Here is a 24,939-nt window from a genome sequence, read left to right as displayed (position 1 = left end):
ATTTGGTGTATTGCTAACTTTCTTTTTGAATAATATCCAGCGCCATCGCCGCCAGAGGCTCGACAAAGGCGCCGACTTTGGACGCCTCCTTGCTGGACGCATTGCCACCTTGCGCACGTTTGGCGACCCCCTGCACAATCGCGGCCAAACGGAAGAAACTAAACGCTAAGTAATAGGTCCAGTGCTCAATCTGCGCGATCCCCATACGATCACAGTATTGCGCCACATAGTCCTCTTCAGAGGGGATACCAAGCGCGGCGCGGTCGGCGCCCATCAACCCTGAAATATTACCCATACCACCCGGCATACGCAGCTGCATGCACTGGTAGGCGAGATCGGCAAACGGGTGGCCGAGTGTGGACAATTCCCAATCCAACACCGCAATGACCTTGGGTTCCTGTGGCGCAAACACCATATTGTCGAGGCGGAAATCACCATGCACCAGCGACACACGACCGTCGTCCGCTGGCTGCGCCTCGCCGAGCCAGCCAATTAGTTTCTCCATCGCGTCGATTTTATCGATCTCAGATGCACGATACTGGCTGCACCAGCGATCGTACTGCCGTGCGAAGTAGTTACCCGGCTTGCCGTAATCGCTAAGCCCCGCCGCATCCACATCCACACTGTGTAGGTCTGCCAGCACCCGCCCCATCTCGTTGTACATGGCCGTGCGTTCGGCCTTGGCCACTTCTGGCAACTTTGCATCCCAGAAAATACGCCCCTCCATGTGCGACATCACATAGAACATGGAGCCGATTACATCGCGGTCTTCGCACAGGTGGAAAACTTCTGGCACCGGTACGGCGGTGTTTGCCAGCGCCTTAATTACCCGATATTCACGGTCTACCGCGTGGGCGCTTTTCAACAGTTTGCCCGGGGGCTGGCGGCGCAGTACATAAGTCCGTTCCGGTGTTTCCAGTTTGAACGTCGGGTTCGACTGGCCACCGGAAAATTTGCTCGCGGTTACCGGCCCGCTGAAGCCATCAATATGTTCGGCGAGATACTCTGCCAACAGCGCTTCGTCCAGTTGATCAACGGCCTGTTTCAATTCACTCACAACATCCTCTCCCAATTACGCGCCCTGAATTACGCACCGTAGGCCGCAGCAATACCGCGCCCCAGTTGCATCATATGCACCTCGTCCGGACCATCCGCGAGGCGGATAATCCGTGCGTAGGAATAACCCCGTGCGAGGAAGAAATCCTGCCCCAGGCCGGCGGCACCGTGGATCTGAATCGCGCGGTCGAGCACATTGCAGGCCATTTGCGGTGCGACGATTTTAATCATCGCAATCAAATCCTTCGCCCCCTTGTTGCCGACCTTGTCCATACGCTCGGCGGCCTTCAGGGTCAGCAGGCGCGCCTGCTCGATCTCACACTGGCTCTTTGCCAGCACCTCGCGCACACCACCATGGCGCGCCATGGCGCGACCGAACACCTCGCGCTCGCTCGCCCGCTTGGCCATCGCTTCCAGCGCGCGCTGCGCAAGGCCAATCAGGCGCATACAGTGGTGAATACGGCCCGGGCCCAGGCGCCCCTGGGCAATTTCAAAACCGCGCCCTTCACCCAACAGCATGTTGGACGCCGGCACCCGCACATTGTTGAATTTAATTTCCGCGTGACCTTCTGGCGCATCGTCAAAGCCGAGCACCTGCATGGGACGTACCACTTCCACCCCGGGGGTATCCATGGGCACCAAAATCATGGATTGCTGGCGATAGCGATCCGGATTATCCGCGTCGCTTTTGCCCATTACGATCAGGATTTTGCAGTGCTTATTGGATGCACCGCTGATATAAAATTTGTGGCCATTGATTACGTAGTCGTCGCCGTCGCGTAGAATCGATGTTTCGATATTCGTAGCATCACTGGAGGCCACCTTCGGCTCGGTCATGGCAAATGCTGAACGAATTTCTCCGTTTAGCAGTGGCGTCAGCCACTGGGCTTTATGCTCTTCGCTACCGTAGCGTGCCAGCACTTCCATGTTGCCGGTATCCGGCGCACTGCAGTTAAACACTTCCGAGGCAATCAGCGAGCGCCCCATTAACTCGGCGAGTGGCGCATATTCCAGGTTGGTCAGGCCCGCACCGTATTCGGACTCCGGCAAAAACAGGTTCCAAAGCTCCGCGGCCTTGGCCTTCTTTTTCAATTCTTCCATCACCGGCGGCGTATCCCAGCGGTTTTGCTGGAGCTGCTCCTCATAGAGCGCTTCCGCCGGGTAGATGTGTTCCTCCATAAATTGCTGCACTCGTGCCTGCAGTCCTTTTACCTTGTCGGTGTAATCAAAATCCATAGTGCATCGCCTCGTTTTATGCGTAAGTTATGGCGTCCTGGCGCTCGGGGTGCTCCAGGTGCGGTGTGTGGTTGAAGGAGTGCAGGCTGACCGAATCGCGGCCGCGCTGTGCCTGAAAGAAAAAGCGGCTGAGGGAGGTGTTGCGAGTCTGCATATTGAGCTGCACCACGGTTTGCGAGGGTGCACTCAACACCAGCCGGGTGAGCATGGAGATGGTGCCACCGGAGCTGACTACCAAGGTGCGGCCATTGCCCTCGGCGATAATGTCCATGCCCCGCTGCACGCGCTGCTCAAACCCAGCCCAGGTTTCCTCAACCTGGATCTCGTCATCGATCCACGCGTGCATCGCGTCGCGCAACACACGGAAAAAAACACGGGTATCGGCGCCGTCCGGCGGGCGCCGCTCCGGGTGCTTTTGCAAGAACGCGCCCATCACCTGCTTGAACTGGAATTCGTTCAGCTCGGGAAAGCATTCCAGTGCCGGCGTTTGCTGGTCTTCACCTGACCCGCCCTGCATGCCCGCACAGATGGCCTCGGCGGTTTGCCGGTGGCGCAACAGATCGCCGCACAGGATGCGCTCGAAGCGGGTGCCCTGACGGCGAAAGTGTTCGCCCAGCCAGCGGGACTGCTGCTCCCCCAGGGCGGACAACTGGTCATAGTTGTCGCTGCCCAGGGACGCCTGCCCATGCCGTACGGTAAAAAATTCTGCCACCGCAACCTCCCGTCGCCCATCCATCAATGAATACCATTGACGCAATGTAGCGCAGGGCTTTTAATCATTAAAATCAATTGTTCTGATATACCGACATTCACAAAAATTATCAGAAGTGTATTTAAAACCAGTCACATATAGAAAGACATGCACCCCCACCGCATCGACCTCAACCTGTTCGTGGTGATCGACACCATTTATCGCGAGCGCAACCTGACCCGCGCCGCGGAGCAGCTGCACCTTACCCAGCCGGCAGTGAGCAACGCCCTTGCCCGCGCCCGAGAGGCTCTCAATGACGAGCTGTTCGTGCGCACCCCACAGGGCATGCGACCCACAGTATTTACCGAGGCCATCATCGCGCAGGTAAAAACGGGGCTGCAGCAATTGCACCAGAGCGCCACCGCCAATGTGACCTTCGACCCGGCCAGTGCGGAAAAAACCATTCGCCTGAGCATGAACGACCTCACCGAGACCATGCTGTTGCCGGCCTTAGTAGAACGGTTGCAGCAGGCGGCGCCGAATATGCAACTGGAGTCCTACAACGTACCGCGAGAGCAGCTGGAGCGGGAGCTTGCCAGCCACAGCTTGGATTTCGCCATCGACGTGCCCATGATGGGTAATACCCAGCTGCAGCAGCACCCCCTGGGCAAGGACCACTTCGTGTGCATGTTGCGTCGCGACCACCCCCAGGTAAGCAACAATCTGACGTTGGACGACTATCTGGCGCTGCAACATATCCACATCTCCAGTCGCCGCTCTGGCCCAGGACTGGTGGACCTGCAACTGAACAAGCTCGGCCGCCGCCGCAAGATCACCCTGCGCGCCCAGCACTACCGCATCGCACCGATGATTGTGGAATCCTCCAGTCTCGCCCTCAGCGCCCCCAGCAGCTTTGCCAGCCGCTACAACGTGGACTGCTTTGACCTGCCATTCCCGGTGCCCAAAATCGAATCCTGTTTACTCTGGCACAAGAACGCCGAGCAGGATCCGGCCCACCAGTGGCTGCGGGAGTTGATCGTGGACGCCCTGAACGCCTGACATGCCACACCGGGTATCGCCCTGCAAAGGCGATTACTCACCGCAGATGCGCGAGCGAGCCCAGCAATCCTTTTCCTTGAATAAATATTGTCATATATTGTGCCTATATATAAAGCTCGGGATACAGACCATGGCGAAGAAACTACTGATTGGCGCGGCAGGCGTAGCGCTCTTTTTTGGATTACTGGCCGCACTGCTGCCCACCATCCTGCACAAGGCCGGGTTGCACCCGAGCTATCAGGGCGAGACCGTGGAACTGCCGGGCAAACGCGCACTGGTGATCACTACCAGCCACGGCACCCTGAACGCCCCCGGCGAAACCACCGGCAAAGCCACCGGCGTGTTCGCCTCGGAGATGACCGTGCCTTACTACACCTTCCTGGACGGCGGTATGCAGGTTGATATCGCCAGTGTTCAGGGTGGCGAGATCCCGGTGGACCCGGAATCCTTTTTCTACGCGGTGCGCACCGCGGAGGACGAGCGCTACCTGCAGGATGCGGTAGTGCAGGCCAAAGTAAAGAATTCCCTGCGTATCGACGAGGTCGACTTTACCCAGTACGACATCATCTTTATGGCCGGCGGCTGGGGTGCAGCCTACGACCTGGGTTATTCCGATGTCCTGGGACGCAAGGTCAGCGAGGCCTATTACGATAGCAGCGCGGTGATCGGCGGGGTGTGTCACGGTGTGCTGGGCCTGATCAAGGCCGAGGACAAGAACGGCAACCTGCTCATTGCTGGGCGCCGTATGACCGGAGTCAGCGACAAGCAGATCAAGGAGCTGGGTATCGAGGTCACCCCACAGCACCCGGAAACCGAGCTGCGCAAGGCCGGTGCCGAGTATGAAAAGCAAACCGCCTTCCGCGACATCTTTGCCACCCACGTTGTCGTGGATGATGAACGCCGCTTTGTCACCGGTCAGAACCAGAACTCCGGCTACGAAACCGCGCACCAGATGATGGCCATTGTCGCCGAGCCCTAAGCCCCACGTTCACGTCGCCAGCACTGTCGCTGGCGACCAGCCCCATACAGGCGCAGCCCCTATGTACCGCAAGCCCGCTTCAACCGCTCGCCGCACCGGCAAACGTTTCACCCACACACTGCTCTGCACCTCACTGGCCGCTGCCATCAGCGCTGTGGCGCAGGCGCAAATGAGCGAAAGTACGAGTGAGCCAGAAACATCCGCCGCCGCGAAGCGCCCCAACATCCTGGTGATCCTCGCCGACGATCTCGGCTACACCGACCTCGGCGCATACGGCAGCGAGATCGAAACCCCCAACCTGGATGACCTCGCGCAACAGGGCCTGCGCTTCAGCAAATACCGCACCGCGCCCAGCTGCGCACCGACCCGCGCCATGCTGATGTCGGGCGTCGACAGCCATCGCGCCGGCGTCGCCAATATCGCCGAAGCACTGACACCGGCACAGTCGCACTCGCCCTTTTACCAGGGGCACCTGCGCAAGGACGTGGTGACCATCGCCACCCAGCTCAAGGATGCGGGTTATCACACCTACATGGCGGGCAAGTGGCACCTGGGCTACAAGGATCCGGCGTTGCGCCCGATCAACCGCGGCTTTGAACAAACCGTCATGATGCCGTATTCCGGCGGCGACAACTGGTCCGACAAAAGTTACCTGCCGCTGTATGAAAAAACCCTGTGGTTTGAGAACGGCGAACCATTTGAACTGCCGGAAGACTTCTATTCCTCGGAGTTCCTGGTAGACAGGGCCATTGCGCAGATCGACAGCAACCGCGCCGACGGCAAGCCATTCTTCACCTACTTGCCATTTATGGCCGTGCATATGCCCATGCAGGCCCCAAGGAAATACACACAGAAATATCTGGAGACCTATCGCCAGGGCTGGGACCCGATCCGCAGCCAGCGCCAGCAAGCGGCGAAAGCGAGGGGACTGGTGCCCGCCGATGCGGCGATGAAGCACATGAACACCACCGCCGAGTGGGCGACGCTGTCGGAAGAGGAACAGCGCTACAACGCCAAACGCATGGCGGTGTATGCGGGCATGGTCGATGCCATGGATGTCCACATCGGCCGACTGCTGCAGTACCTGAAAGACATCGGCGAATACGACAATACCGTGATCGTCTTCACCTCCGACAACGGTCCCGAGCCCAATGAAATTACCGGCCCACAGCGCCTGCTGATGCTCAAGCTGCTGGACTACACCGACGACTACGAAACCCTCGGCGAAAAGGGCAGCTTCGCCACCATCGGCCCGAGCTTTGCCAGCGCCGCTGCCGCGCCCCTCGGGCACTACAAATTTCACTCGGGGGAGGGCGGCATGCGGGTACCGCTAGTGGTCAGTGGCCCAGCCGTTGCCGATGTCCTGCGCGGACAAATCAGCCACGCCACCGCCTATGTCAAAGACCTGGCGCCGACCCTGCTGGAACTGGCCGGGGTTGCCGACCACCGCGGCCAATACCGCGGCCGTACTGTGGAGCCGATGACCGGTCGCAGCCTGCGGCCACTGCTGGAACAGCCCAGTACAGCGGTATACGGCCCCGAGGACACCATCGCTTACGAAATCGGTGGCAATGCGGCACTGATCAAGGGAGATTACAAGATCACCTTCAACCGCGGCCCCAACAACGATGGCCAGTGGCACCTTTACCATATCGAACGCGACCCTGGTGAAACCACACCGCTCGAACAGCAGGAGCCGGCACGCTTTACCGAGCTGCTGTCCGATTACGAAGCCTATGTGCGCGACAACGGCGTACTGCCGGTACCGCCGGACTACAACCAGCGACGCCAGGTAACCCGCAATGCCGTAAGGCAGCGCTTGCCGCAGATCGCCTTTGCTGCCGGACTATTACTGGCCGGCGTCGCAACGCTGCTGCTGTGGCGCCGGCGCCGCCGGGGCTAGCGGGATGAAAGTACAAACCGAAGAGCACAAAAAAGCCGGCAGTTTCCCGCCGGCTTTTTTGCGTCTGCATGGGCCCATTGTTGGACCCAACACTCACACTAGATCAGCTCCACACCTCAGAACTGGTAGCTGACCGTAGCACCAATGGTGCGCGGCTCGGCGAGCCAGTCCTGCTGGGCGCCGGTCATCGCTGCGGGCACGGTGCGCAGGTAGGAGTAGACATCGTTGGTGGCGTTTTTCGCCCACAGGGCCGCATCCCAGCTTTCGTTACGCCAGCCGGCACGCACATTGACGGTCTCTCGGTCCTGCACAAAATCCGGGATATCCGGGTTCACGGCGTGGTCCGAAGCGTAGTTGTAGTCGGTACGCAGGTAGGCGGCACCATCAGCCACCGGCGCCATCAGGGTAGCAGCCAGATTGGAGGACCAGCGCGAGGCAGGGAAGAGTTCGTTATCCAGGTACTGCACGCCGCCGCTCAGCTTCAGGAACTGCCAGGGTGCCGCGGCAAAATTCAGGTCCACGCCCTTGATCGTGCCTTCGTCCTCCTCATTGGCGACATAGGTGCCGAGGCCCATGGCCTGCTGTCTCAGGTACTGCAGGTCATCCACCAGCATGTGGAAGGCGGTGGCATTCAGCTCCAGCTGGTTGTCGAACAGGCGCGACTTGATACCCAGCTCGTAGTTGGTGGTCTGCTCGTTATCGTAGGTGCGCTCCGCACCCGCCCCCGCCACGCCGTTGAAACCGCCGGACTTGTGGCCAGTGGCGATAGACGCAAACACCATCACATCCTCATTGACGAAATGGGTCAGGCTCGCCATGCCGGTGACACTTTCATCCTCGAGACTGAAGCTGTCGTCCACCGGCGCATAAAGTGCAGACACCAATGTCGGGATAGGCATGGCCGGCACCCCCGGCCCAAAGGCACCGGCGGGGATACCGGTTGCGGTGGAATCAGCCCGCACATACATGTCCGCGGACTTTTCCTCTGCGGTATAGCGCAGGCCAACGCTGGCCTCCCAGCTGTCGGAGAAGGTATAGGTAGCCTGGCCGAAGGCCGCAAAGGTATCAGTCTCCCAGGTATTCTCCGCTGTGGCGCTGTCACCGGGGCGCACCAGCATGGCAAATGCCTGCCCCAGCGGATGCACCTGAGTGCCCACGGTGAGGATGTCCGAACCAAAGGTCGCAATCGGCTGACCATCACCGCGGCCCAGCTCCTCGTGACTGAAGTAGAGGCCCGCCAGATACTGCAGCGGTCCGTCCAGGTCGCTGCTCAGGCGCAATTCCTGCACCAGGCTCTCGCCACGGTAGCTATCATCCACATAGTAGAGGTCGAGCTCGGTGCGATCGCCGTCAAAACTGCTCGCCCATTCGTAATCATTCCAGGCAGTGATAGAGGTGAGAGTACCGAACGAAAGGTCGTAATCCACCACTGCGCTCAGCGCGTCGGCCGAGAGGGTAAACGCCAGCGGGTAATCGTTATTGCTGTAGTAATCCAGCGGATCGTTTTCGGGCACTTCCAGGCCCTTCATCTGCAACACGCTGGCCATAGCCGGGCTGATGGTAGTGTCGGCGCCACAGCAACTGGAATCCCGCTCTACATGGCTGGCAATCAGGTTCACACTGAGCGCATCGGTGGGCTCCCAGGTAAATTTACCGCGCAGGTTCCAGTCAGACCGGTCGTTCTGGTCCGGGCCGGTACCACTCTCCAGCCAGCCATCGCGCTCGTGCACAGAACCGCTCAGGCGGTAGCCGGCTGTGTCGCCAATCGGTGCGCTCACTGAGGCAGTGTACTTCTGCAGCCCGTAATCGCCGGCGGACGCTTCCAGGCGCGCTTCGGTCTCCTGCATATTCACGCCACGGGTAACGATGTTGAGCACACCCGCATTGGCGTTCTTACCATACAGAGTGCCCTGCGGCCCCTGCACCACTTCCACTCGCTCGATGTCCACCAGATCCGAAAGACCGAGGCCGGAGCGACCCAGGTAAACCCCATCGACCACAACCGCCACCGAGGCCTCCAGCGAAGGATCGTTCTGGTTGGTGCCCAAGCCGCGGATGCGGATACCAGCCGCAAACGGGTTCAAATTGCGGTTAACCGTCAGGCTCGGCACCTGCACAGCCACATCCTTTGCATCGTCGATGCCGGCCTGCTGCATTTCTTCGGCGGACAGGGCACTTACCGAAACGGCAATGTCCTGCACGCTTTGTTCGCGCTTGGTGGCGGTAACAGTCACCTCTTCGAGTTCCGCCCAGGCAGTGGTGGCGGCGCTGGCGAGGCCGACCGCGAGCGCGGTCTTGGTAAACAGTTTATTGATCGGCATGGGTTCTCTCCCAGATCGCTGGATTTTTTATTGTGAATTGGCGAACAAGCCTCACCCAGACCACCGGTGATCCTAATCGCCAACTATTGTCATAACTTGCGACATCAATTTAATGCTAGCCAAGTCGAGGGATTGAATGCAAGGCAAATCGCGGACAGCCGAATAAATCGGCACAACTTGTGTCACTTCTACCCAAATGAAGAGAAACTGTTACCCAGCTATTACGGAAAAAGGCGCAGAACGGAGCAGGCGGACTGCATTGGTGCAGCGGTCGTATGCACCAATCAGTTAGCAGTCAGTTAGCAGTCAGTTAGCAGTTACCTGAAAGGGAGAAAGATTCAGGCAGAAACAGGGTACATCAGGGAAGCTGAAGAAAGCGGGTAAAAGGAAGGTGACAAGCTCAGGTGAGCAAATCCTTCAGCAGCCCCTCAACGACCTTGCCACAGGCCTTATCAGAGAGCTTCTGGTGCCGGGAAAGACGCTCGTAAAATTCAAACGACATAATTGCATCCACGGCCTCGCGCTTGTCCGCAGGCAACTGCAAAATTTCCGGCAGGCACTTTTCCAGGTTCTTGCGCATCTTGCGCACATTGGATGCATAAACGTCGGAGATGACCTGCGAGCGCCACAGCAGGCTCCACGTCGCCCGCTGCAGCTGGATCAGCTGGGCAAAGGCTTCCATGCGACAGCGCACCGAACCGGTCAGCCGCTCCTCAAGGGAACCCTCCACCGGCATTTTATTGAACAGGGCTTCATACACAGGACGCACCTGCGAATTGAGTTCCGCATACAGCAACTCCATTTCGGTGAAGTGCCGGAATACTGTGCGAATGGAAATACCTGCCTCATCCGCCACCTGCTGCGCCGTGGGGATATAGATTTCACGCTCCATCAGCGCGAGCATTGCGTCAATAATCTGCTGGCGGCTACGCACACTGCGCAGGGCACGACCATCTACTTTGACTTCCATAACGTCCCCGTTTCCTCTTTGAACTTGCCACCACCCATAATTCGGCGCGATATTGTGCCACAGCATACCCTGACGACCTATTCACCGCACAATTTCTCCAGCACCCAGTCATTCTCCCGAATTCGAGCTACCGGTACTTGCTGCTTGCGTGACGAATTGCACTTGGCGAATCAGGTATTGGCATATATAGTGCCATTATATTCATAAAACATAAAGGACCTGAAAATGGCGAGCTGCACTGAACTCTGGGTCGACCGCAAGGACTTCCGCAAGACACGCACGGTCGGTGAACGGGACCTCACCGCCGGGGACGGCCAGGTGCTGGTCGCCATCGACAAGTTTGGCCTCACCGCCAATAACGTCAGCTACGCCCTGTCCGGAGAGATGATCGGCTACTGGGGATATTTCCCTGCGGAAGACCAATGGGGCAAGGTGCCGGTGTGGGCCTGCGGCACAGTGGTCGAATCCCACTGCCCCGAGGTCCCCGTCGGCGAACGCCTGTGGGGCTTCTTCCCTATGGCGAGCCACACGGTGCTGACCCCGGGCAAGGTGCGCGAAGATCAGTTTATGGATATGGCGGAGCATCGCCAGGCCTTGCCCGCCATGTACAACGCCTACCGCCGCACCCAGGCGGAGCCAGACATCCTCACCAAGCTGGAGAATGAGCGCTGCCTGCTGTTCCCGCTGTTCGCCACCTCCTTTGTACTGTACGACTACCTCATCGACAACGCCCTGTTCGGCGCCGAGCAGGTAATCATCGGTTCCGTCTCGTCCAAGACCGGCTTCGGCCTGGCACACCTGCTGCATCGCAATAGCGAAATCAGCGCCAAGGTGGTGGGCGTGACGTCCGCCGGCAACACCGCGTTTGTACGCGACCTGGGTTGCTGCGATCAGGTGGTGAACTACGGCGAGGAAAGCCAGATCGACGCGAGCCTGCGCACCGCCTATATCGACATGTCCGGTAACGTCACCCTGACCCGCGCCCTGCACCAGCATATCGGCGACAACATTGTCGAGAGCGCCATGGTTGGCGCCAGCCACTGGGAAGGCGGCGGTGCTGCCGGCGACCTGCCCGGGGCCAAACCCACCTTCTTCTTTGCCCCCGGCCAGATCGCCAAACGCGACAAGGAGTGGGGGCCCGGTGCGATGATGCAAAAAGCCATGATGGCCAGCGCCGAGATCGCCACGGCCACCAGCGGCAACCTCAAGGTCGAGTGGCTGCACGGGCCCGAGGCCCTGGATAACGCCTGGCAGCAACTGCTGGACAACCAGGTCGGCGCCAGCCGCGGGCTGATGGTTTCACTACTCGACTGATTGCTTATGAAACGCTATTCCTGCGTGCTGCTGGCCGGCGCCAGCGCCGCCCGGTGCCTCCGTGAGGAGGGGCTGCACCAGCAGCAGTTCTCCACCCTGATCGGCGCGTCCGGTGGCCCCAAATGGCTGGCGATCAGCCACCTCGACCGGCTGTTGGCAGGCGAGTTTTTTGCCGGCCGCAACACACCAATCACCAGTGTGGGTTCCTCCATCGGCAGCTTCCGCAATATGTGTTACGCGTTGGAGGATGCCCCCGCGGCTATTGGCCGGCTCGAAAATGCCTACATCAACCAGCAGTACGAATCGGACAAGCCTACCCCTGCGGAAATTACCGCGGTCGGCGAACAGATGGTGCTCGCCGCCCTGGGCCCAACCGGCGCCCAGCAGGTAGCCAACAACCCCATCTGGCAGAGCCATTTCGTGACCGTGCGCGGACGCGGTCCGCTGGCCAGCGAAAACCGCGCGGTACTGGCGCCAGTGTTGATGGCATCGGCCATGGCCAATGCGGTGTCGCGGCGCACATTGCGCGCCTTCTGGGAGCGCGTGGTCTTCCACGCCGGCGAATCTGCGTCGGTGCAGTTCGACAACCTGCGCACCGTCAACACCCGGCTGTCCGAGCACAATGTATCCGATGCGGTACTGGCAAGCGGTGCGATTCCGCTGGTCATGGCGGGAGTGCAGAATCCCCACGGCGCACCAGCGGGCAACTACCGCGACGGTGGTATTACCGACTACCACTTCGACCTCGCTTTCCGGCACCCACAGGGCCTGGCCCTGTACCCGCATTTTTTCCCGTATATGGTGCCGGGCTGGTTTGATAAGTCCCTCAGCTGGCGCTGGGTGCGCGGCGGCGCGATGGAAAACACTTTGCTTGTGGCGCCGTCACCGGCCTTCGTCGCCAGCCTGCCCTACGGCAAAATTCCTGACCGCGACGACTTCCGCCGCCTGACCGAAAACGAACTGCGCAAGTACTGGAATACCGTGGCCGATATGAACCGTCGCCTCGCCGACGATTTCTTCGAACTTTGGCAAAGTGGCAACCGCGGCGCGCTGGCCGATCACCTGATCGAAGTTGGCCGCGACGACCTGCCACACAAACTCGACCGGGTCACTGCGGCCTGAACCAGCCGCATTTTGACGCGGCAATAATAATCAACAGGAGAGTTAACGCCCATGATCGATCTCTACACAGCCCCAACGCCCAACGGGCACAAGGCATCCTGCACGCTGGAAGCGCTGGAGATTCCCTACGAATCACACTTTGTAAATATCGTTGAAGGCGAGCAGAAAAAACCGGAATTTCTGGCCATGAACCCGAATGGTCGCATCCCGGTCATCGTTGACCGCGCACAGGACAACTTCGCGGTATTCGAGTCCGGCGCCATCATGGTCTATCTGGCGGAAAAGGCCGGCAAGCTGCTGCCCACCGACAGCAAGGGCCGCACTACGGTCATGCAATGGCTGATGTTCCAGATGGGCGGCGTCGGTCCGATGATGGGCCAGGCCAATGTGTTCTACCGTTATTTCCCGGAGAAACTGCAGCCGGCGATCGACCGCTTTCACAATGAATGCCGGCGCCTGTTCGAAGTACTGGACACGCGGCTGGCGGAGCGCGAATGGCTCGCCGACGACTACTCCATTGCCGACATTGCCAACTGGTGCTGGGTGCGCACCCACAAATGGTCCGGTGTATCGGTAGAAGGCCTCGAGCATCTCAATCGCTGGCTCAGCGCCATGTACGAACAGCCCGGCATGCAAAAAGGCATTGCAGTGCCGTTCAGCCTCGGCAACCTGCTCGACGACGAAAAAGAGCAGGAGAAATTCAAAACCGGCGCGCGCAAAGCGCTGCAAACCTAATTGGGGAACACAACATGATTCAGGTCTACGGTGTGCACGGCTCACCCTTTGTCCGCAAAGTTTTGATCGCTCTGGACCTCAAGGGCATCCCCTTCAAGCTGATTCCGCAAATGCCATTCAGCGGCGACGCGGAGTACCTAAAAATCAACCCCCTCCGCAAGGTCCCCACACTGGTGGATGGCGACCTGACCCTGGGGGACTCCAAGGTGATCTGCCAGTACCTGGAAGCGGCCTACCCGGAAACACCACTGTATCCGCAAACCGTGGCTGACAAGGCCAGGGCACATTGGTACGAAGACCTGTGTGGCGGGCGCGTTTCCGAACTCGCCGCGGGTATTTTCTTCCAGCGCTTTATGCGGCCACTTGCGTTCAAGCAGGAACCGGACGAAGCAAAAGTCGCAAAGATCATCGACCGCGACCTGCCGCCGCTACTGGATTACCTGGAGAGCCAGATTCCCGCAGAGGGTTTTGTATTCAGCGACTTCTCCATGGCGGACCTGTGTATTGCCAGCCCGTTCTTTAATGCCAGCTACGCCGGCTACGATGTCGATCCAGCGCGCTGGCCGGCACTGGCGGGTTTGATTGAGCGAGTGAAGGCACTGCCGGCCGTTCAAAAAATTCTGGAAAAAGAAGCACGGGTTCTGGGGCTGAGTTAAACAGCTATACCAGGCGTTACTAACGCACCCGATGAAACGTGAAGCTAAAAATATAATTTGCCAGCGTTTGATACGAGTAGACGGCTCTACCCAACGGAAAAAATATGCAAGAGAATAAAGAAATCCCGGCCAACATCGCACACCAACAGAAGCTGCACGAAGAAAGTAAACAGCTCCACCGCGGCCAAGAGGATCACTACCGCATCTGGCAGGCACAGGCTTCGCCCTACTCCTACAAAGTCATGACCTTTATGAACTACAAGGGCATCCCTTATAAGAAGGTGGGCGCCAACCATATGGAACTCGAGTGGGCAAAGAAAGTGGCCGGACAATCCATTGTCCCCATTATGCTGACACCCGATGATCAGGTGATGCAGGATTCCACTCCGATTGTGATGCATCTGGAAGAAAAATTTCCGGCAGTGGAAACCGTACCGCACGATGCGCGCCTCGCATTCCTGATGTGGCTGATCGAAGAGTTTGCCGATGAATACATGCCGCGCATTCACATGCACACCCGTTGGGGCAATGAACAGAACCGGGCCGCCGTGAGCCACCGCATCGCCAGGGGTTTCACCTTTGGCAGTGCCGACATGGAAGCCAAAGACCTGGCGCCATTCCTGGTGGAACGCCAGTCCGGCTTTAACCAGCACCTGGGTCTTGTGGGTGACGAGGTGCGTGCCAGCATGGACCAGCAAGTTGAAGATCTGCTGGCGATACTCGAACAACACTTCAAGCACCATCAGTTTTTGCTGGGATTCAAACCGTCAGTCGCGGACTTCTCCCTATACGGGCCGCTCAAGGTGCACCTGTATGAAGACCCCCGCTCCAACGAAATCATGGAAGTGAAGGCCCCGCGCACCTGCAACTGGATACAGACCATCACCGACCTGGGGGATACCCGCGGCTGCGCCGGCCAAACCGAGTTCGGCGACTGGATCGACTTTAATGAAGGGTTGCCAGACAGCCTGCTGGCACTACTGGGCTTTATCGGCAAGACCTACCTGCCATTGGCAAAAGCCACCGCGAAGGCCTGCATTGCCCGTGAAAGGCACTTCGAGGAAACCATTTACGGCGCAACCGCGTCCTTCAGTGCGCATCAATACCGCGCCTGGAGCTTCGAGCAGCTGCAGTTGCGTTACGAAGCACTTACCGATGGCGAAAAAGCGGACCTGAGCACCGCACTGCGCGACGCGCAGATAATGCCCGGATTGATCGGCGATGGAATCCTCCACAACAGCCTGTTCGACGGATTCACCCCGCCCTTTATCAAAGATGGTATCCCTGACGCGCGTATTAAGCGCATCAAGGAGAAGGCCGCGCAGGCCAATGCCACCTGATGCGTATCCACTGTTATGCCATTCCCTGTAGCGAATAACGAAGTAAAATTCCATGTTTGATATTCATGTAGAACGTATTATCGACAAAGACATTAATACCGTATTCGAAATACTCGCCGACCACGCGGCGTATGCACGCTTTCGCGGAGTAAACGGTGCAAAGCTTCTGGAGCCCGGGCATACAGAAAAAAATGGCGAGGGAGCGCTGCGCCACATTGACCTGGGCGCGATAAAATTTGCAGAGCGCATTACCTGCTTCGAGCGCCCCTACCGGCTCGATTACAAGATCGAAAAATCCTCGCCCCTGCCATTCAACCACGATATCGGCAGCGTTACCCTGAGCGAGGTAGAAGGGGGGACCAAGGTCACCTGGATTTCCAGAGGTTCCATCAACATCCCTGTTCTCGGCAAACTCTTTCTCGGCCCCCTGTTCGAGCGCAAGGGGCGCCAGGGCTTTGGCTCACTACTCAAGCAAGTCTCTGCACTATGAAGCCGCTTATTCCCGTATTGCTCTGTGCCGTCGCCCTGACTGGTTGCGGCAGTAGTTCTGATAACAACGCCGACAGCAGCATCAACGACAGCCCGGATAAATACGGTTTCAGCGCACCCACCGCAGCGACCATCCGCGCGAATGCCGATGTGCTGAACCAACTGCCGTTTGCCAATCAGCAGGACTTTGCCGATGCCCGCCGCGGCCTGATTGCCAGCGCTGACAAGCTTCGGATTGATGGGCCCGGATCCGGCCCCGTGTGGGACCTTACCGCCTACGACTTCATTCAGGGCGACGCGCCCGCCAGCGTCAACCCCAGCCTCTGGCGCCAGGCCAAGCTGAATAATATCCACGGCCTGTTTGAAGTCACCGAGGGGATTTATCAGCTACGCGGCTTCGACCTCGCCAACATGACGCTGATCGATGGGGAAAAGGGCTGGATCGTTGTCGATCCGCTCACCTCCAAAGAAACCGCCCATTACGCCTTCGAATTTGCCATGCAGCACCTGCCGCGCAAGCCAATTTCTGCAGTTATTTTCACGCACAGCCACGTGGACCATTTTGGTGGCGCCACTGCACTGGTCTCCGCCGAGGAGATCGCCAGTGGCAAGGTGGACCTCATCGCCCCCGAGGGCTTTATGGAAGAAGCCACCAGCGAGAACTCCATGGCCGGCATGGCAATGTATCGCCGCGCCCTGTACATGTATGGCAAGCGACTGCCGCGTTCCGAGCGCGCGCATGTGGACACCGGCCTGGGCAAAGAGCCCGCGCTGGGTTCCAGCAGCGTGTTGCCACCAAATTATCTCGTCACCGAAACGCCTCAGCAGCACGAGATTGACGGCGTGCCTTTTGTCTTCCAGAACGCACCCCACTCGGAAGCCCCCGCGGAACTGACCTTCTACCTGCCCGAGCACAATGCATGGTGTGGTGCCGAACTGGTTTCACAACAGATGCACAACGTCTACACCCTGCGCGGCGCCAAGGTGCGCGACAGCCTGAACTGGAGCAACACCATCGATGATGTGATCCAGCGCTTCGGGAATGCGGAGATTTATTTCGGCAGCCACCACTGGCCGATCTGGGGCAACGCGGAGGTGGTGGACTTTCTCAAAAAGCAGCGCGATGTTTATAAATACATTCACGATCAGACAATCCGCATGGCCAATGCCGGCCTGACGCCGCGGGAAATCGCCGAACAGATCCAACTCCCCGCGTCACTGCGCAATAACTTTTCCACCCGCGGTTACTACGGCACCGTCAGTCACAATGTGAAAGCGGTGTATCAATTTTATTTCGGCTGGTACGACGGCAACCCGGCCAATTTAAATCCGCTGCCTCCGGTAGACTCGGCGAAAAAGACCATCGAATTTATGGGTGGTGCCGATGCGGTACTGAGCAAGGCACAGCGCTCTTTTGACGATGGTGAATACCGCTGGGTGGCCGAGGTGCTCAACCACCTGGTCTTCGCGGAACCCGATAATGACGACGCCAAAGCCCTGCTGGCGAAAACCTATGACCAGCTGGGGTATATCGCGGAATCCGGCCCGTGGCGGGACGTGTACCTGAGCGGCGCCTACGAGCTGCGCCACGGCGGCCCCGAACGCGGTATGGATCTGGCGCTGGCCGCCGAGCAATTGCAGTACATGCCCCTGCCGCGCTTTCTCGACACCATCGCGGTGGGTCTGGACGGCCCCAAGGCCGAGGGTGAAAACCTGACCGTTAACTTCGTTTTCCCCGACCTCAACCAGAGCTATGTACTGCAGGTCGAAAACGCCGTACTGCACTACTGGCAGCGGCAACCCGACCCCAATGCCAATGCCACCCTGACCCTGACCCACGATTTGTTTCTGAGACTGTTGACCGGGCAGGCGAGCGCCAAGGAAGTGCTGTTTTCCGATGAGCTGGAAGTTACCGGCAGCAAGCTGGACCTGATCCGGTTCTTTTCACTGTTCAATATGGCCGATGGGAAGTTTGATATCGTCACTCCGTGACGACATCAGCCTAGAAGAGATAGCTTGGAGGACACCATGAAGTGGCCATTACAAAAAGCGCTGTACCGCACTGCACATGTGGTTACCAAGCCACTGGTGAATCTGATCAAGGTACCGGTACCAGAATTGATCACCGGTGCCGGGAGCGTTACCCAGCTGCCGCTGCTTATCCAGAAGCACGGTGTAGGTCGCGTATTACTGGTCACCGACCAGGGCATCACCCGGCTTGGCCTGGCGGATGCGCTGGTCAAGGCACTGGAAGAAATTGGTATTGGCTGTAGCGTGTTTGACGGTGTGCAGCCCAATCCCACGATCGAGAATATCGAGGCCGGGGTGGCGGCATATCAGCACAATCGTTGTGATGGCATTATTGCCTTTGGCGGTGGCTCGCCCATGGACTGCGCCAAGATGATTGGCGCCCGCGCCAGCAACCCGCGCAAACCAGTGATGAAAATGCGTGGGGCGTTCAAGATTGCCCGCGCACTGCCACCGCTGTTTGCAATCCCCACCACCGCCGGCACCGGCTCCGAGTGCACCATTGCCGCGGTGGTTTCCAATCCGCAGGCGCAGGAAAAATTCGCAGTCACCAGCCTGAAGATCGTCCCCCGCTACGCGGTGCTGGACCCCGAGCTGATGCTCGGCCTGCCGCCACACATCACCTCCAGTACCGGCATGGATGCACTTACCCATGCCATCGAGGCCTATATCGGCAGATTTGGCACACCGTTTACCGACGAGAATGCCGAGAAAGCGGTAAAGATTATTTTCCAGGATCTCGAAGCGGTGTATCTGGACGGTAGTGATCTGGAACGGCGCAACAATCTGGCCCAGGCCTCCTACTTTGCAGGGCTCGCATTTACCCGGGCACTCATTGGCTATGTACATGCCATCGCACACAACCTGGGTGGCATGTACGGGGTACCTCACGGCCTCGCCAATGCCATCGTGCTGCCGCACATCCTGGACTTCTCGCGCGCGGACTGTGAGCACAAACTGGCGCGCCTGGCGGTTGTTGGCGGGCTGGGGGATACCGGCGAACCCACCGCAGACCTTGCCATGCGCTTTATCGAAAAGGTCCGCGATATGAATCGCAATATGGATATTCCCACGCACGTGGCGCAATTGCAGGAAAAAGACATCCCGCAACTTGCGCAGCGCGCCCTCAAGGAAGGCAACCCGGACTACCCGGTACCCACGCTGATGAACCAACAGCAGTGTGAGGCGCTTTTGCGTAAGTTATTGCCATCCGTTGAGAATCCTGCCGGATAAATTAGCCGGCGCATTCGAAGAAAATCAAAGCAACACCACTACAGGACTACCGATGTCAACGCGCGTAAAACTCTGGCTATTACCAGCCCTGCTGTATGCCCTTTTTGTTTTCTGGTACACCGATTTTTCCGGCCCGCTCAGTGACGCAGAAATAGCAAAGATCACCCGGGCACTGACCGACAACGACGTGTCCGCAGAACGGGTGGATGAGTTGGCGCGCTTTATGCGTGAAGACAGCGGCCGCCAGTTCCTAATGGTCAATGCGATCCACAATAATGCCGAACCACCAGCGGTGGAAGGCGCACCGGCTAACGCAGACGCCGACACCCTGATGGGCCTGTACATGGAGCATATACTGCCGGCACTCGCGAAGCGCGCCAGCCACCCGGTACTTTGGGGTAAAGCCGTGTTCCCGGTGATCGACCTGATCGGACTCGAGGGCGCCGGGGAGTGGACCAGTGCCGCCATCTTCCGCTACCGTAGCCGGCGCGATTTTATGGAGATCATTAGCAACCCGGTGTTTCTCGACCGCCACGATTTCAAGACCGCAGCACTGGAAAAGACCATCGCCTACCCAATCGAACCCAGCCTGTACCTGGGTGACCCGCGCCTGCTGCTCGGGCTCATCCTGTTTTCGCTGGCGGCTCTGATTGATCTGCTACTATCTGCCTTTGCCCGACGCGGCAACAATATGAAAAATGCGACGCGGGAGAATCAAGCCGGAGCAACAGCGACGATTTGAATACCTCTTGCAGCGGATAAACAGAAGAAGATTGTATGAGCGAACTTTCCCCCATCGACAGCCGGGTTTCCACCCGCGCCTTCAAAGACACACCGGTGCCCCAGGCGCTGCTGAATGACATATTCACCCGCGCGCAACAGTCACCGTCCAACTGCAACGTGCAGCCATGGCAAACTTTCGTCGTCTCAGGCATCAAGAAAGACGCACTGAAGCAGCGCTTTATCGAAGAGCTGATGAAAGGCGAGGGGCCCAAACCGGATTTTGACTGGTCGGTGAAGTACGCCGGCGTCCACCGCGAGCGTCAGTTTGGCTCGGCCAATGCCCTGTATTCCGCGATGGGTATTGCGCGGGAGGACAAGAACGCTCGGCAGATGGCGATGGTGCGAAATTGGGAGTTCTTTGGCGCACCGCACGCGGCATTCTTTGTGATGGACAAGTATCTCGGCATCATGGGCGCGGTTGATATCGGCATTTATGCGCAAAGCCTGGCACTGCTATTGGAAGAGCATGGACTCGGCAGCTGCTTCCAGGGTGCTCTGGGGCAGTTCCCCGCGCCCGCCCGGGAAATGTTCGGGCTGAGTGAAGAGCAGGGTATTCTTTTTGGTATGTCATTCGGCTACCCGGACGAAACTGCAGCGGCGAACACCGCGCGTACCGAGCGCGCAACACTGTCTGAGGCCGTCACTTTTATCAGCTAGGCCAATGACGTTAGCCACGAAAAAGTTTTAACGAACGCGCTGCAGTCCCGGCACCTGCCACTCGCCATTCAGGAATTCGTCGCCGGGCAAATACAGGCGCATTGTTACCGCAAAAGTGCCGTCCGGTGCCGGCAACCAGTTAGCCTGATTTTCTGGCGGACCAGACTGGATAAAGATGTCCAGGGAGCCGTCCTCATTGTATTGCAGGGCGTCCCGGTCGCCGATCGTATAGCGGTTAATCGGGTTGTCGACCAGGAAGCCTTCCTCGTCATACATGGTCAGCGACCAGAACGCATCCACCGGTGGCGTCTGCCCGGCAGGAAAATGCAGGCGGTAACGGTTTGCGCCGAGCAACGGGTTACCTTCAACATCGACTTCGGCGTTGGGGTAGGCCGCCTCTTCCGGGGGCAAGGCACCGAGGCCAATAACCGCCACCGCCATACGCAGACCATAATCATCGCCGTAGCGCCCGAGTTTAGAACGCCAAACGGCCCAGCCATTTTCCAGCGCGCGCGGACCATTTACCGCAGACAGTACCCGGTTTTGTGCAATCTTGATTGCCCTGTCCATCAGCAGTGTCTGCAACGGATTCCAGCGCTCTTTTACCTCGTTGCTGCCAGGCGCAATTCCCAGTGTACGCAGACTCATCACAGCCACTGCATCCTGCGCGAGGGTTCGTTGCTTCTGCAGTAATCTATGTACCAGTGCGAAAAATTCTGTCGCGGACATCGCCATCAGTTCCGCAGCGGGGTCTGTTTTAGCGGATTGCGTATTGGTTTTTGCCGCCTGCCCATTATGGCGCGCCCCGGCCACCCACTTGGCCAATGGCGTGAGGAAAACTTCCTGCTGTAATTCGCGCACACTGGGGATGTCGGAGCGACCGTTGGTCTGGATGCGACCAATAATCCACACGCCGTTGGTGGGCGCGGTAATTTCCCGTACACCGGCGGGCACCGTGCCCTGCCAGTCCGGCCCCGCAATCAGGTAACTGCCGGCGCCGGTGCCGGTGCTCCCTTTGCCAACGGTGGCAAATACATTGGTCCACATATCCATCAGTGGCATGACGTACTGGCGGCCGGCGGTGTCCGGCACGTCCAGCACCAGCGGCCCGGTGGATAAATCCAGCCAGGCAATACTGTAGAGCGTGTCGTTATTTGGACGCACCACGTTGCGAAAAGTGTGGTCGGGAAAAGACTGGATATGGCTGAACTGGTTGAGGGTAAAGCCATTACTGACCATCGACTCGCGCGTAAGCGCCATCAGCGCGAGCGGGTAACTGTACACATAGGCCTGAGCGGTCTTTTTGACCAGGCTCAGGCTGTATAACACTGGCCCGCCCAGCAGTACGATCAGGGCAGACAACACGAGCAGCGTTTTTTTCATGACAACGCTTCCAGCAGGGAAATAGCTCCGGGTCTCATACACATTCTTTTAAACAAACCCATCGAGTAACGCCTCACAACCGGTGCCATCCAGGACTCCCAGCACCCGCTGCTGGTCGGCTTTCGCCAGCTGCGTAAACTCCTCGCGCAGCCAACCCAGACACTTGGCCTGGTATGGGAATGCAGACTGGGCCCAGCGCTGACCGTCGATCTCGCATTCCCAGGTATTTTGACCAGCCCGGAGGGCAGCTTCATTGGCGAGCTGTGCCGGCACATAGGTGCGGCCAATTTCATTCAACAACGGGCGCAAGGTCGGTGGAAGGTCCGCGGGGTCGTTCCACTGTGCACCGGCAAGGTCGAGGCCACTCTGGTCTTCCATCAGGCTGGTCCAGGCAACGACCCGGGGAGCCAATTCAAGGGCGATGTGTCGCGGCGTTGGGTCTACACTCACCAGCTGCGTGAGCTGGCCGTACAAGGCGAAGTCGCCAGCACCTGGCCTTGAACCGAGCATATACGGCTGGCTGGCCAAATGCGCGTCCATTACCTGCAGGAAGCGGCGGTAGCTGGCCTCGATTACCGGTGCGGTCTGTTCGCTGGAGCCCACTACCCCAAGGCGGCCGATCTGGCGCTCGGACAGCATTGTTTTCATCTGCTGCAACATGGCATCCGGCAGGCTCACCGAGTAACCCAGCGGAAGCAGGTTACCCGCGTGACCGGCATCGGCGGCAAAGTGCCAACGGTAGTGAAACATAAACTTGGTTACCCACTCATCGGCATAGTCCTCGAGCAGGTAATCGATAAACGCCAGCGCCGGGTCCTGCGGCAACACGGACCGGTCTGAATACAGATGCTCAAGACGGCGAATCAAGGGGGTAGAGTCACAGAGCGCCTCTGGCTGAGGGTGAGGCTGCTCATCGTCACCCGGCAACAACAGTACCGGTAACAGGGCGGGCTTGGGCACCGCCACCCCTAAAGATTGCAATGCCTCGCGGGGGTCCCCCCAGGTCACCCGGTAGGGAATCTGCCGGTAACGCATCAGCGCCACCATCTTGCGACTGTAGGGCGAGCCAATGTGGCCGAATATCTGGATCGGGTCGATGTTACTCACTCGCTTTCTCCAAGGTTTCCTATATCAGTAACGTCCCACAGACCAAACCACTGCCGCAGAATCAGGCCAAGCGCGCCGACAGCCAGCGATCCAGCGAAGGCGACAGGCGCTTCAGCCACCAGACCCAATGCGTCGACCGGTGCGGCAACAGCATAAACGTATTTTTGTATACTGCGCGGTAGATCATCTGCGCAATATCCGCGGCGGACAGCGGTGAAGCATCCATGGTTTTGCCAATGCCGGCCTTGGTGCGGTCATTGTTGTTTACCATGGAGTCCAGTAGCCCGGTGCGGAACAGATGCGGGCAAACCACGGTCACACCAATACCGTCAGGGGATAGTTCCGCACGCAGGGTTTCCGACAAGCTGACCACCGCCGCCTTGCTGGCGTTATAGCTACTCATTTTTGGCACCGAGGCGATGCCCGCGATCGACGCAATATTCACAAGCTGGCCACCGCCCTGGGCCTTCAGTGCCGGTGCAAACACCTTGCAACCGCGCACCACCCCCAGGGTGTTGATGTCCAGCAAACGCAGCCAATTGTCGATGGGTTCTTTCTCGATGCGCCCGGCACTGGCAACGCCGGCATTATTCACCAGCACATCCACGCCGCCCCAGTGCTGCTGGCAGGCGCCCAGCAGGGTTTCAAAGTCGGTTTCCTGGCGCACGTCGCAGTGCTGATAGAAGGCCTCTGCGCCGAGGGTTTTGAGCTCCCCTACCACCGCTTCGCCTTCCGCCTCACGCACATCCGCCACGGCGACGCGCCAGCCATTGCGGGCAAAGCACAGTGCCAGTTCGCGGCCGAGGCCGCCGGACGCGCCGGTAATCGCAATGCGGCGCTCGGCGAATGTATTCTTATTCGTGCTGGGCATACTTTTACTCGATTATTCTATTTTTTACTTTTCTATTTTTTGGGCAACCCATCTGCGCCTGGCACTACGCGGGATCGCTTGCGGCCTCGGTGGACTGGTGCACTTCGAGGAACGGCAGTATCTCCGCCACCAGTTCCTCCGGTTTATCTTCCTGGATAAAGTGGCCACCGCCACGGATGATCTTGTGCGCCTGGCCGCGGGCGCCCGGCACATGTTTCTGCAATGTTTTTTCAAAACCGCGGGAGACCGGGTCACGATTGCCAAACAGGGTCAGGAAGGGCTTGTGAAATTGTTTCAGGCCGGCCCAGGTTTCCTTATTCAGCGGTACTCCCGGGTTATCCGGATGGATCGCAATAAGCTGCGGAAACTGCAATATACCGGCTTGGTAACGGCGCGCCGGGAAGGGTGCCTTGCGGTAGGCATCGAACTTCGCCTGATTGAACTCTTCGCACTGGATTGTGTTCTTAAAGGCGATTTTCCACGGGAAGGACGGCATCCAGCGCATCACGGCCAGCCAGATATCCAGGTAGCGGTTGCCGCCCTTGCCGGTGGGCACGCCAGTATTACTGGCAATGACGCGATCAAAACGCTCTGGGAATTTGGCCACCAGGTGCAGACCGATGGTGCCACCCCAGTCCTGACAGAACAGGGTAATGTTGCGCAGGTCGTTGGCGAGCAGCCATTTTTTCATCCAGTCCATGTGCCGTGCGAGGGTGTAATACTGCTTGCGTGCGGGCTTGTCGCTGCGCCCACAACCTACCAGGTCCACGGCAATAACCCGGCGCCCGCTCTGCAGCAGCCCCGGTATCATTTTGCGGTACAGGTAGGCCCAGGAAGGGTTGCCGTGCATCAGCAGGATCGGTTCAGCATCCCGCGGCCCTTCATCCACGTGGTGAATACGAATTTCCGTTCCATCGTCGTCGAGGATGGTGGTGTAGTGCGGCGCAAAGCCATAGCCCGGCAGGTTTTCGAAGCACTCGTCGGGCGTGCGCAGTATGTCCATCAT

At 58.7% G+C, this 24,939-nt stretch carries 22 protein-coding genes; 13 read left to right on the top strand and 9 right to left on the bottom strand.

Translation table 11 applies throughout. From position 1 onward, the window contains the following. Positions 1-13: 13 nt before the first annotated feature. Genes LCM31_RS06425 through LCM31_RS06415 form a run of 3 tightly spaced genes read right to left on the bottom strand, consistent with a single transcriptional unit; the run spans position 14 to position 3,004 of the window. Positions 14-1,057, bottom strand: a complete 1,044-nt coding sequence (locus tag LCM31_RS06425; protein WP_224868487.1) for a phosphotransferase — start codon at positions 1,055-1,057, stop codon at positions 14-16. A gap of 29 nt (positions 1,058-1,086) precedes the next feature. Beyond that, positions 1,087-2,292, bottom strand: a complete 1,206-nt coding sequence (locus LCM31_RS06420; protein ID WP_224868486.1) for an acyl-CoA dehydrogenase family protein — start codon at positions 2,290-2,292, stop codon at positions 1,087-1,089. Positions 2,293-2,308: 16 nt separating this feature from the next. Further along, positions 2,309-3,004 (bottom strand): histidine phosphatase family protein, encoded by a 696-nt coding sequence (locus LCM31_RS06415; RefSeq protein ID WP_224868485.1) that lies wholly within the window; start codon positions 3,002-3,004, stop codon positions 2,309-2,311. A gap of 147 nt (positions 3,005-3,151) precedes the next feature. On the opposite strand from LCM31_RS06415, the gene LCM31_RS06410 reads away from it, so the two are divergent. The 3 genes from LCM31_RS06410 to LCM31_RS06400 all read left to right on the top strand — a co-directional run bounded on the left by LCM31_RS06410 (position 3,152) and on the right by LCM31_RS06400 (position 6,924). Continuing rightward, on the top strand, positions 3,152-4,042 hold the full coding sequence (locus LCM31_RS06410; RefSeq protein ID WP_224868484.1) for a LysR family transcriptional regulator: 891 nt from the start codon (positions 3,152-3,154) through the stop codon (positions 4,040-4,042). A 130-nt stretch (positions 4,043-4,172) separates the two neighbouring features. After that, positions 4,173-5,021 carry a type 1 glutamine amidotransferase domain-containing protein gene (locus LCM31_RS06405; RefSeq protein WP_224868483.1) on the top strand — a complete coding sequence of 283 codons (849 nt, stop codon included), beginning with the start codon at positions 4,173-4,175 and terminating at the stop codon, positions 5,019-5,021. Between the two features lie 61 nt (positions 5,022-5,082). Further along, positions 5,083-6,924, top strand: coding sequence for a sulfatase-like hydrolase/transferase (locus LCM31_RS06400; RefSeq protein ID WP_224868482.1), 1,842 nt, complete (start codon positions 5,083-5,085; stop codon positions 6,922-6,924). 116 nt (positions 6,925-7,040) lie between these two features. On the opposite strand, the gene LCM31_RS06395 is transcribed toward LCM31_RS06400, so the two are convergent. Next, complete coding sequence (locus tag LCM31_RS06395) at positions 7,041-9,245, bottom strand: TonB-dependent receptor (protein ID WP_224868481.1); 2,205 nt, start codon at positions 9,243-9,245, stop codon at positions 7,041-7,043. Positions 9,246-9,645: 400 nt separating this feature from the next. Next, a complete protein-coding gene (locus LCM31_RS06390; RefSeq protein ID WP_224868480.1) occupies positions 9,646-10,215 on the bottom strand; it encodes a TetR/AcrR family transcriptional regulator in 570 nt (189 codons plus the stop codon). A 225-nt stretch (positions 10,216-10,440) separates the two neighbouring features. Here LCM31_RS06390 and LCM31_RS06385 point away from each other — a divergent pair, with 225 nt between their 5' ends. The 10 genes from LCM31_RS06385 to LCM31_RS06340 all read left to right on the top strand — a co-directional run bounded on the left by LCM31_RS06385 (position 10,441) and on the right by LCM31_RS06340 (position 20,572). Further along, the gene (locus LCM31_RS06385; protein WP_224868479.1) at positions 10,441-11,529 is read left to right on the top strand and encodes a DUF2855 family protein; all 1,089 of its coding nucleotides are present in this window, start codon (positions 10,441-10,443) and stop codon (positions 11,527-11,529) included. A 6-nt stretch (positions 11,530-11,535) separates the two neighbouring features. After that, entirely contained in the window at positions 11,536-12,651 is a 1,116-nt protein-coding gene (locus LCM31_RS06380; RefSeq protein WP_224868478.1) for a hypothetical protein, read from the top strand. A 51-nt stretch (positions 12,652-12,702) separates the two neighbouring features. Continuing rightward, positions 12,703-13,386: a glutathione S-transferase family protein gene (locus tag LCM31_RS06375; RefSeq protein WP_224868477.1), complete on the top strand. Its 684-nt coding sequence runs from the start codon at positions 12,703-12,705 to the stop codon at positions 13,384-13,386. Between the two features lie 14 nt (positions 13,387-13,400). Beyond that, complete coding sequence (locus LCM31_RS06370; RefSeq protein ID WP_224868476.1) at positions 13,401-14,042, top strand: glutathione S-transferase family protein; 642 nt, start codon at positions 13,401-13,403, stop codon at positions 14,040-14,042. Positions 14,043-14,146: 104 nt separating this feature from the next. Next, positions 14,147-15,382 carry a glutathione S-transferase family protein gene (locus LCM31_RS06365; protein ID WP_224868475.1) on the top strand — a complete coding sequence of 412 codons (1,236 nt, stop codon included), beginning with the start codon at positions 14,147-14,149 and terminating at the stop codon, positions 15,380-15,382. Positions 15,383-15,434: 52 nt separating this feature from the next. Continuing rightward, complete coding sequence (locus tag LCM31_RS06360) at positions 15,435-15,872, top strand: SRPBCC family protein (protein ID WP_224868474.1); 438 nt, start codon at positions 15,435-15,437, stop codon at positions 15,870-15,872. Continuing rightward, positions 15,869-17,863, top strand: a complete 1,995-nt coding sequence (locus tag LCM31_RS06355; RefSeq protein ID WP_224868473.1) for an alkyl/aryl-sulfatase — start codon at positions 15,869-15,871, stop codon at positions 17,861-17,863. Before LCM31_RS06360 ends, LCM31_RS06355 begins: the two co-directional genes overlap by 4 nt. A gap of 36 nt (positions 17,864-17,899) precedes the next feature. Continuing rightward, the gene (locus LCM31_RS06350; protein WP_224868472.1) at positions 17,900-19,132 is read left to right on the top strand and encodes an iron-containing alcohol dehydrogenase; all 1,233 of its coding nucleotides are present in this window, start codon (positions 17,900-17,902) and stop codon (positions 19,130-19,132) included. Positions 19,133-19,184: 52 nt separating this feature from the next. Next, positions 19,185-19,874, top strand: coding sequence for a hypothetical protein (locus LCM31_RS06345; RefSeq protein WP_224868471.1), 690 nt, complete (start codon positions 19,185-19,187; stop codon positions 19,872-19,874). Between the two features lie 35 nt (positions 19,875-19,909). Then, positions 19,910-20,572 (top strand): nitroreductase, encoded by a 663-nt coding sequence (locus LCM31_RS06340; protein ID WP_224868470.1) that lies wholly within the window; start codon positions 19,910-19,912, stop codon positions 20,570-20,572. Positions 20,573-20,599: 27 nt separating this feature from the next. Here LCM31_RS06340 and LCM31_RS06335 read toward each other — a convergent pair whose 3' ends face one another. The 4 genes from LCM31_RS06335 to LCM31_RS06320 all read right to left on the bottom strand — a co-directional run bounded on the left by LCM31_RS06335 (position 20,600) and on the right by LCM31_RS06320 (position 24,939). Beyond that, entirely contained in the window at positions 20,600-21,955 is a 1,356-nt protein-coding gene (locus LCM31_RS06335) for a DUF1254 domain-containing protein (RefSeq protein ID WP_224868469.1), read from the bottom strand. Between the two features lie 48 nt (positions 21,956-22,003). Continuing rightward, a complete protein-coding gene (locus LCM31_RS06330; RefSeq protein WP_224868468.1) occupies positions 22,004-23,062 on the bottom strand; it encodes a glutathione S-transferase N-terminal domain-containing protein in 1,059 nt (352 codons plus the stop codon). A gap of 61 nt (positions 23,063-23,123) precedes the next feature. Then, positions 23,124-23,933, bottom strand: coding sequence for an SDR family oxidoreductase (locus LCM31_RS06325; protein ID WP_224868467.1), 810 nt, complete (start codon positions 23,931-23,933; stop codon positions 23,124-23,126). A gap of 64 nt (positions 23,934-23,997) precedes the next feature. Continuing rightward, complete coding sequence (locus tag LCM31_RS06320) at positions 23,998-24,939, bottom strand: haloalkane dehalogenase (RefSeq protein ID WP_224868466.1); 942 nt, start codon at positions 24,937-24,939, stop codon at positions 23,998-24,000.

Source organism: Microbulbifer agarilyticus (genome assembly GCF_020171345.1).
Taxonomy (GTDB): Bacteria; Pseudomonadota; Gammaproteobacteria; order Pseudomonadales; family Cellvibrionaceae; genus Microbulbifer; species Microbulbifer agarilyticus_D.
The sequence above is the reverse complement of the archived record's forward strand: the minus strand, read 5'-3'. Positions and strand labels throughout refer to the sequence as shown.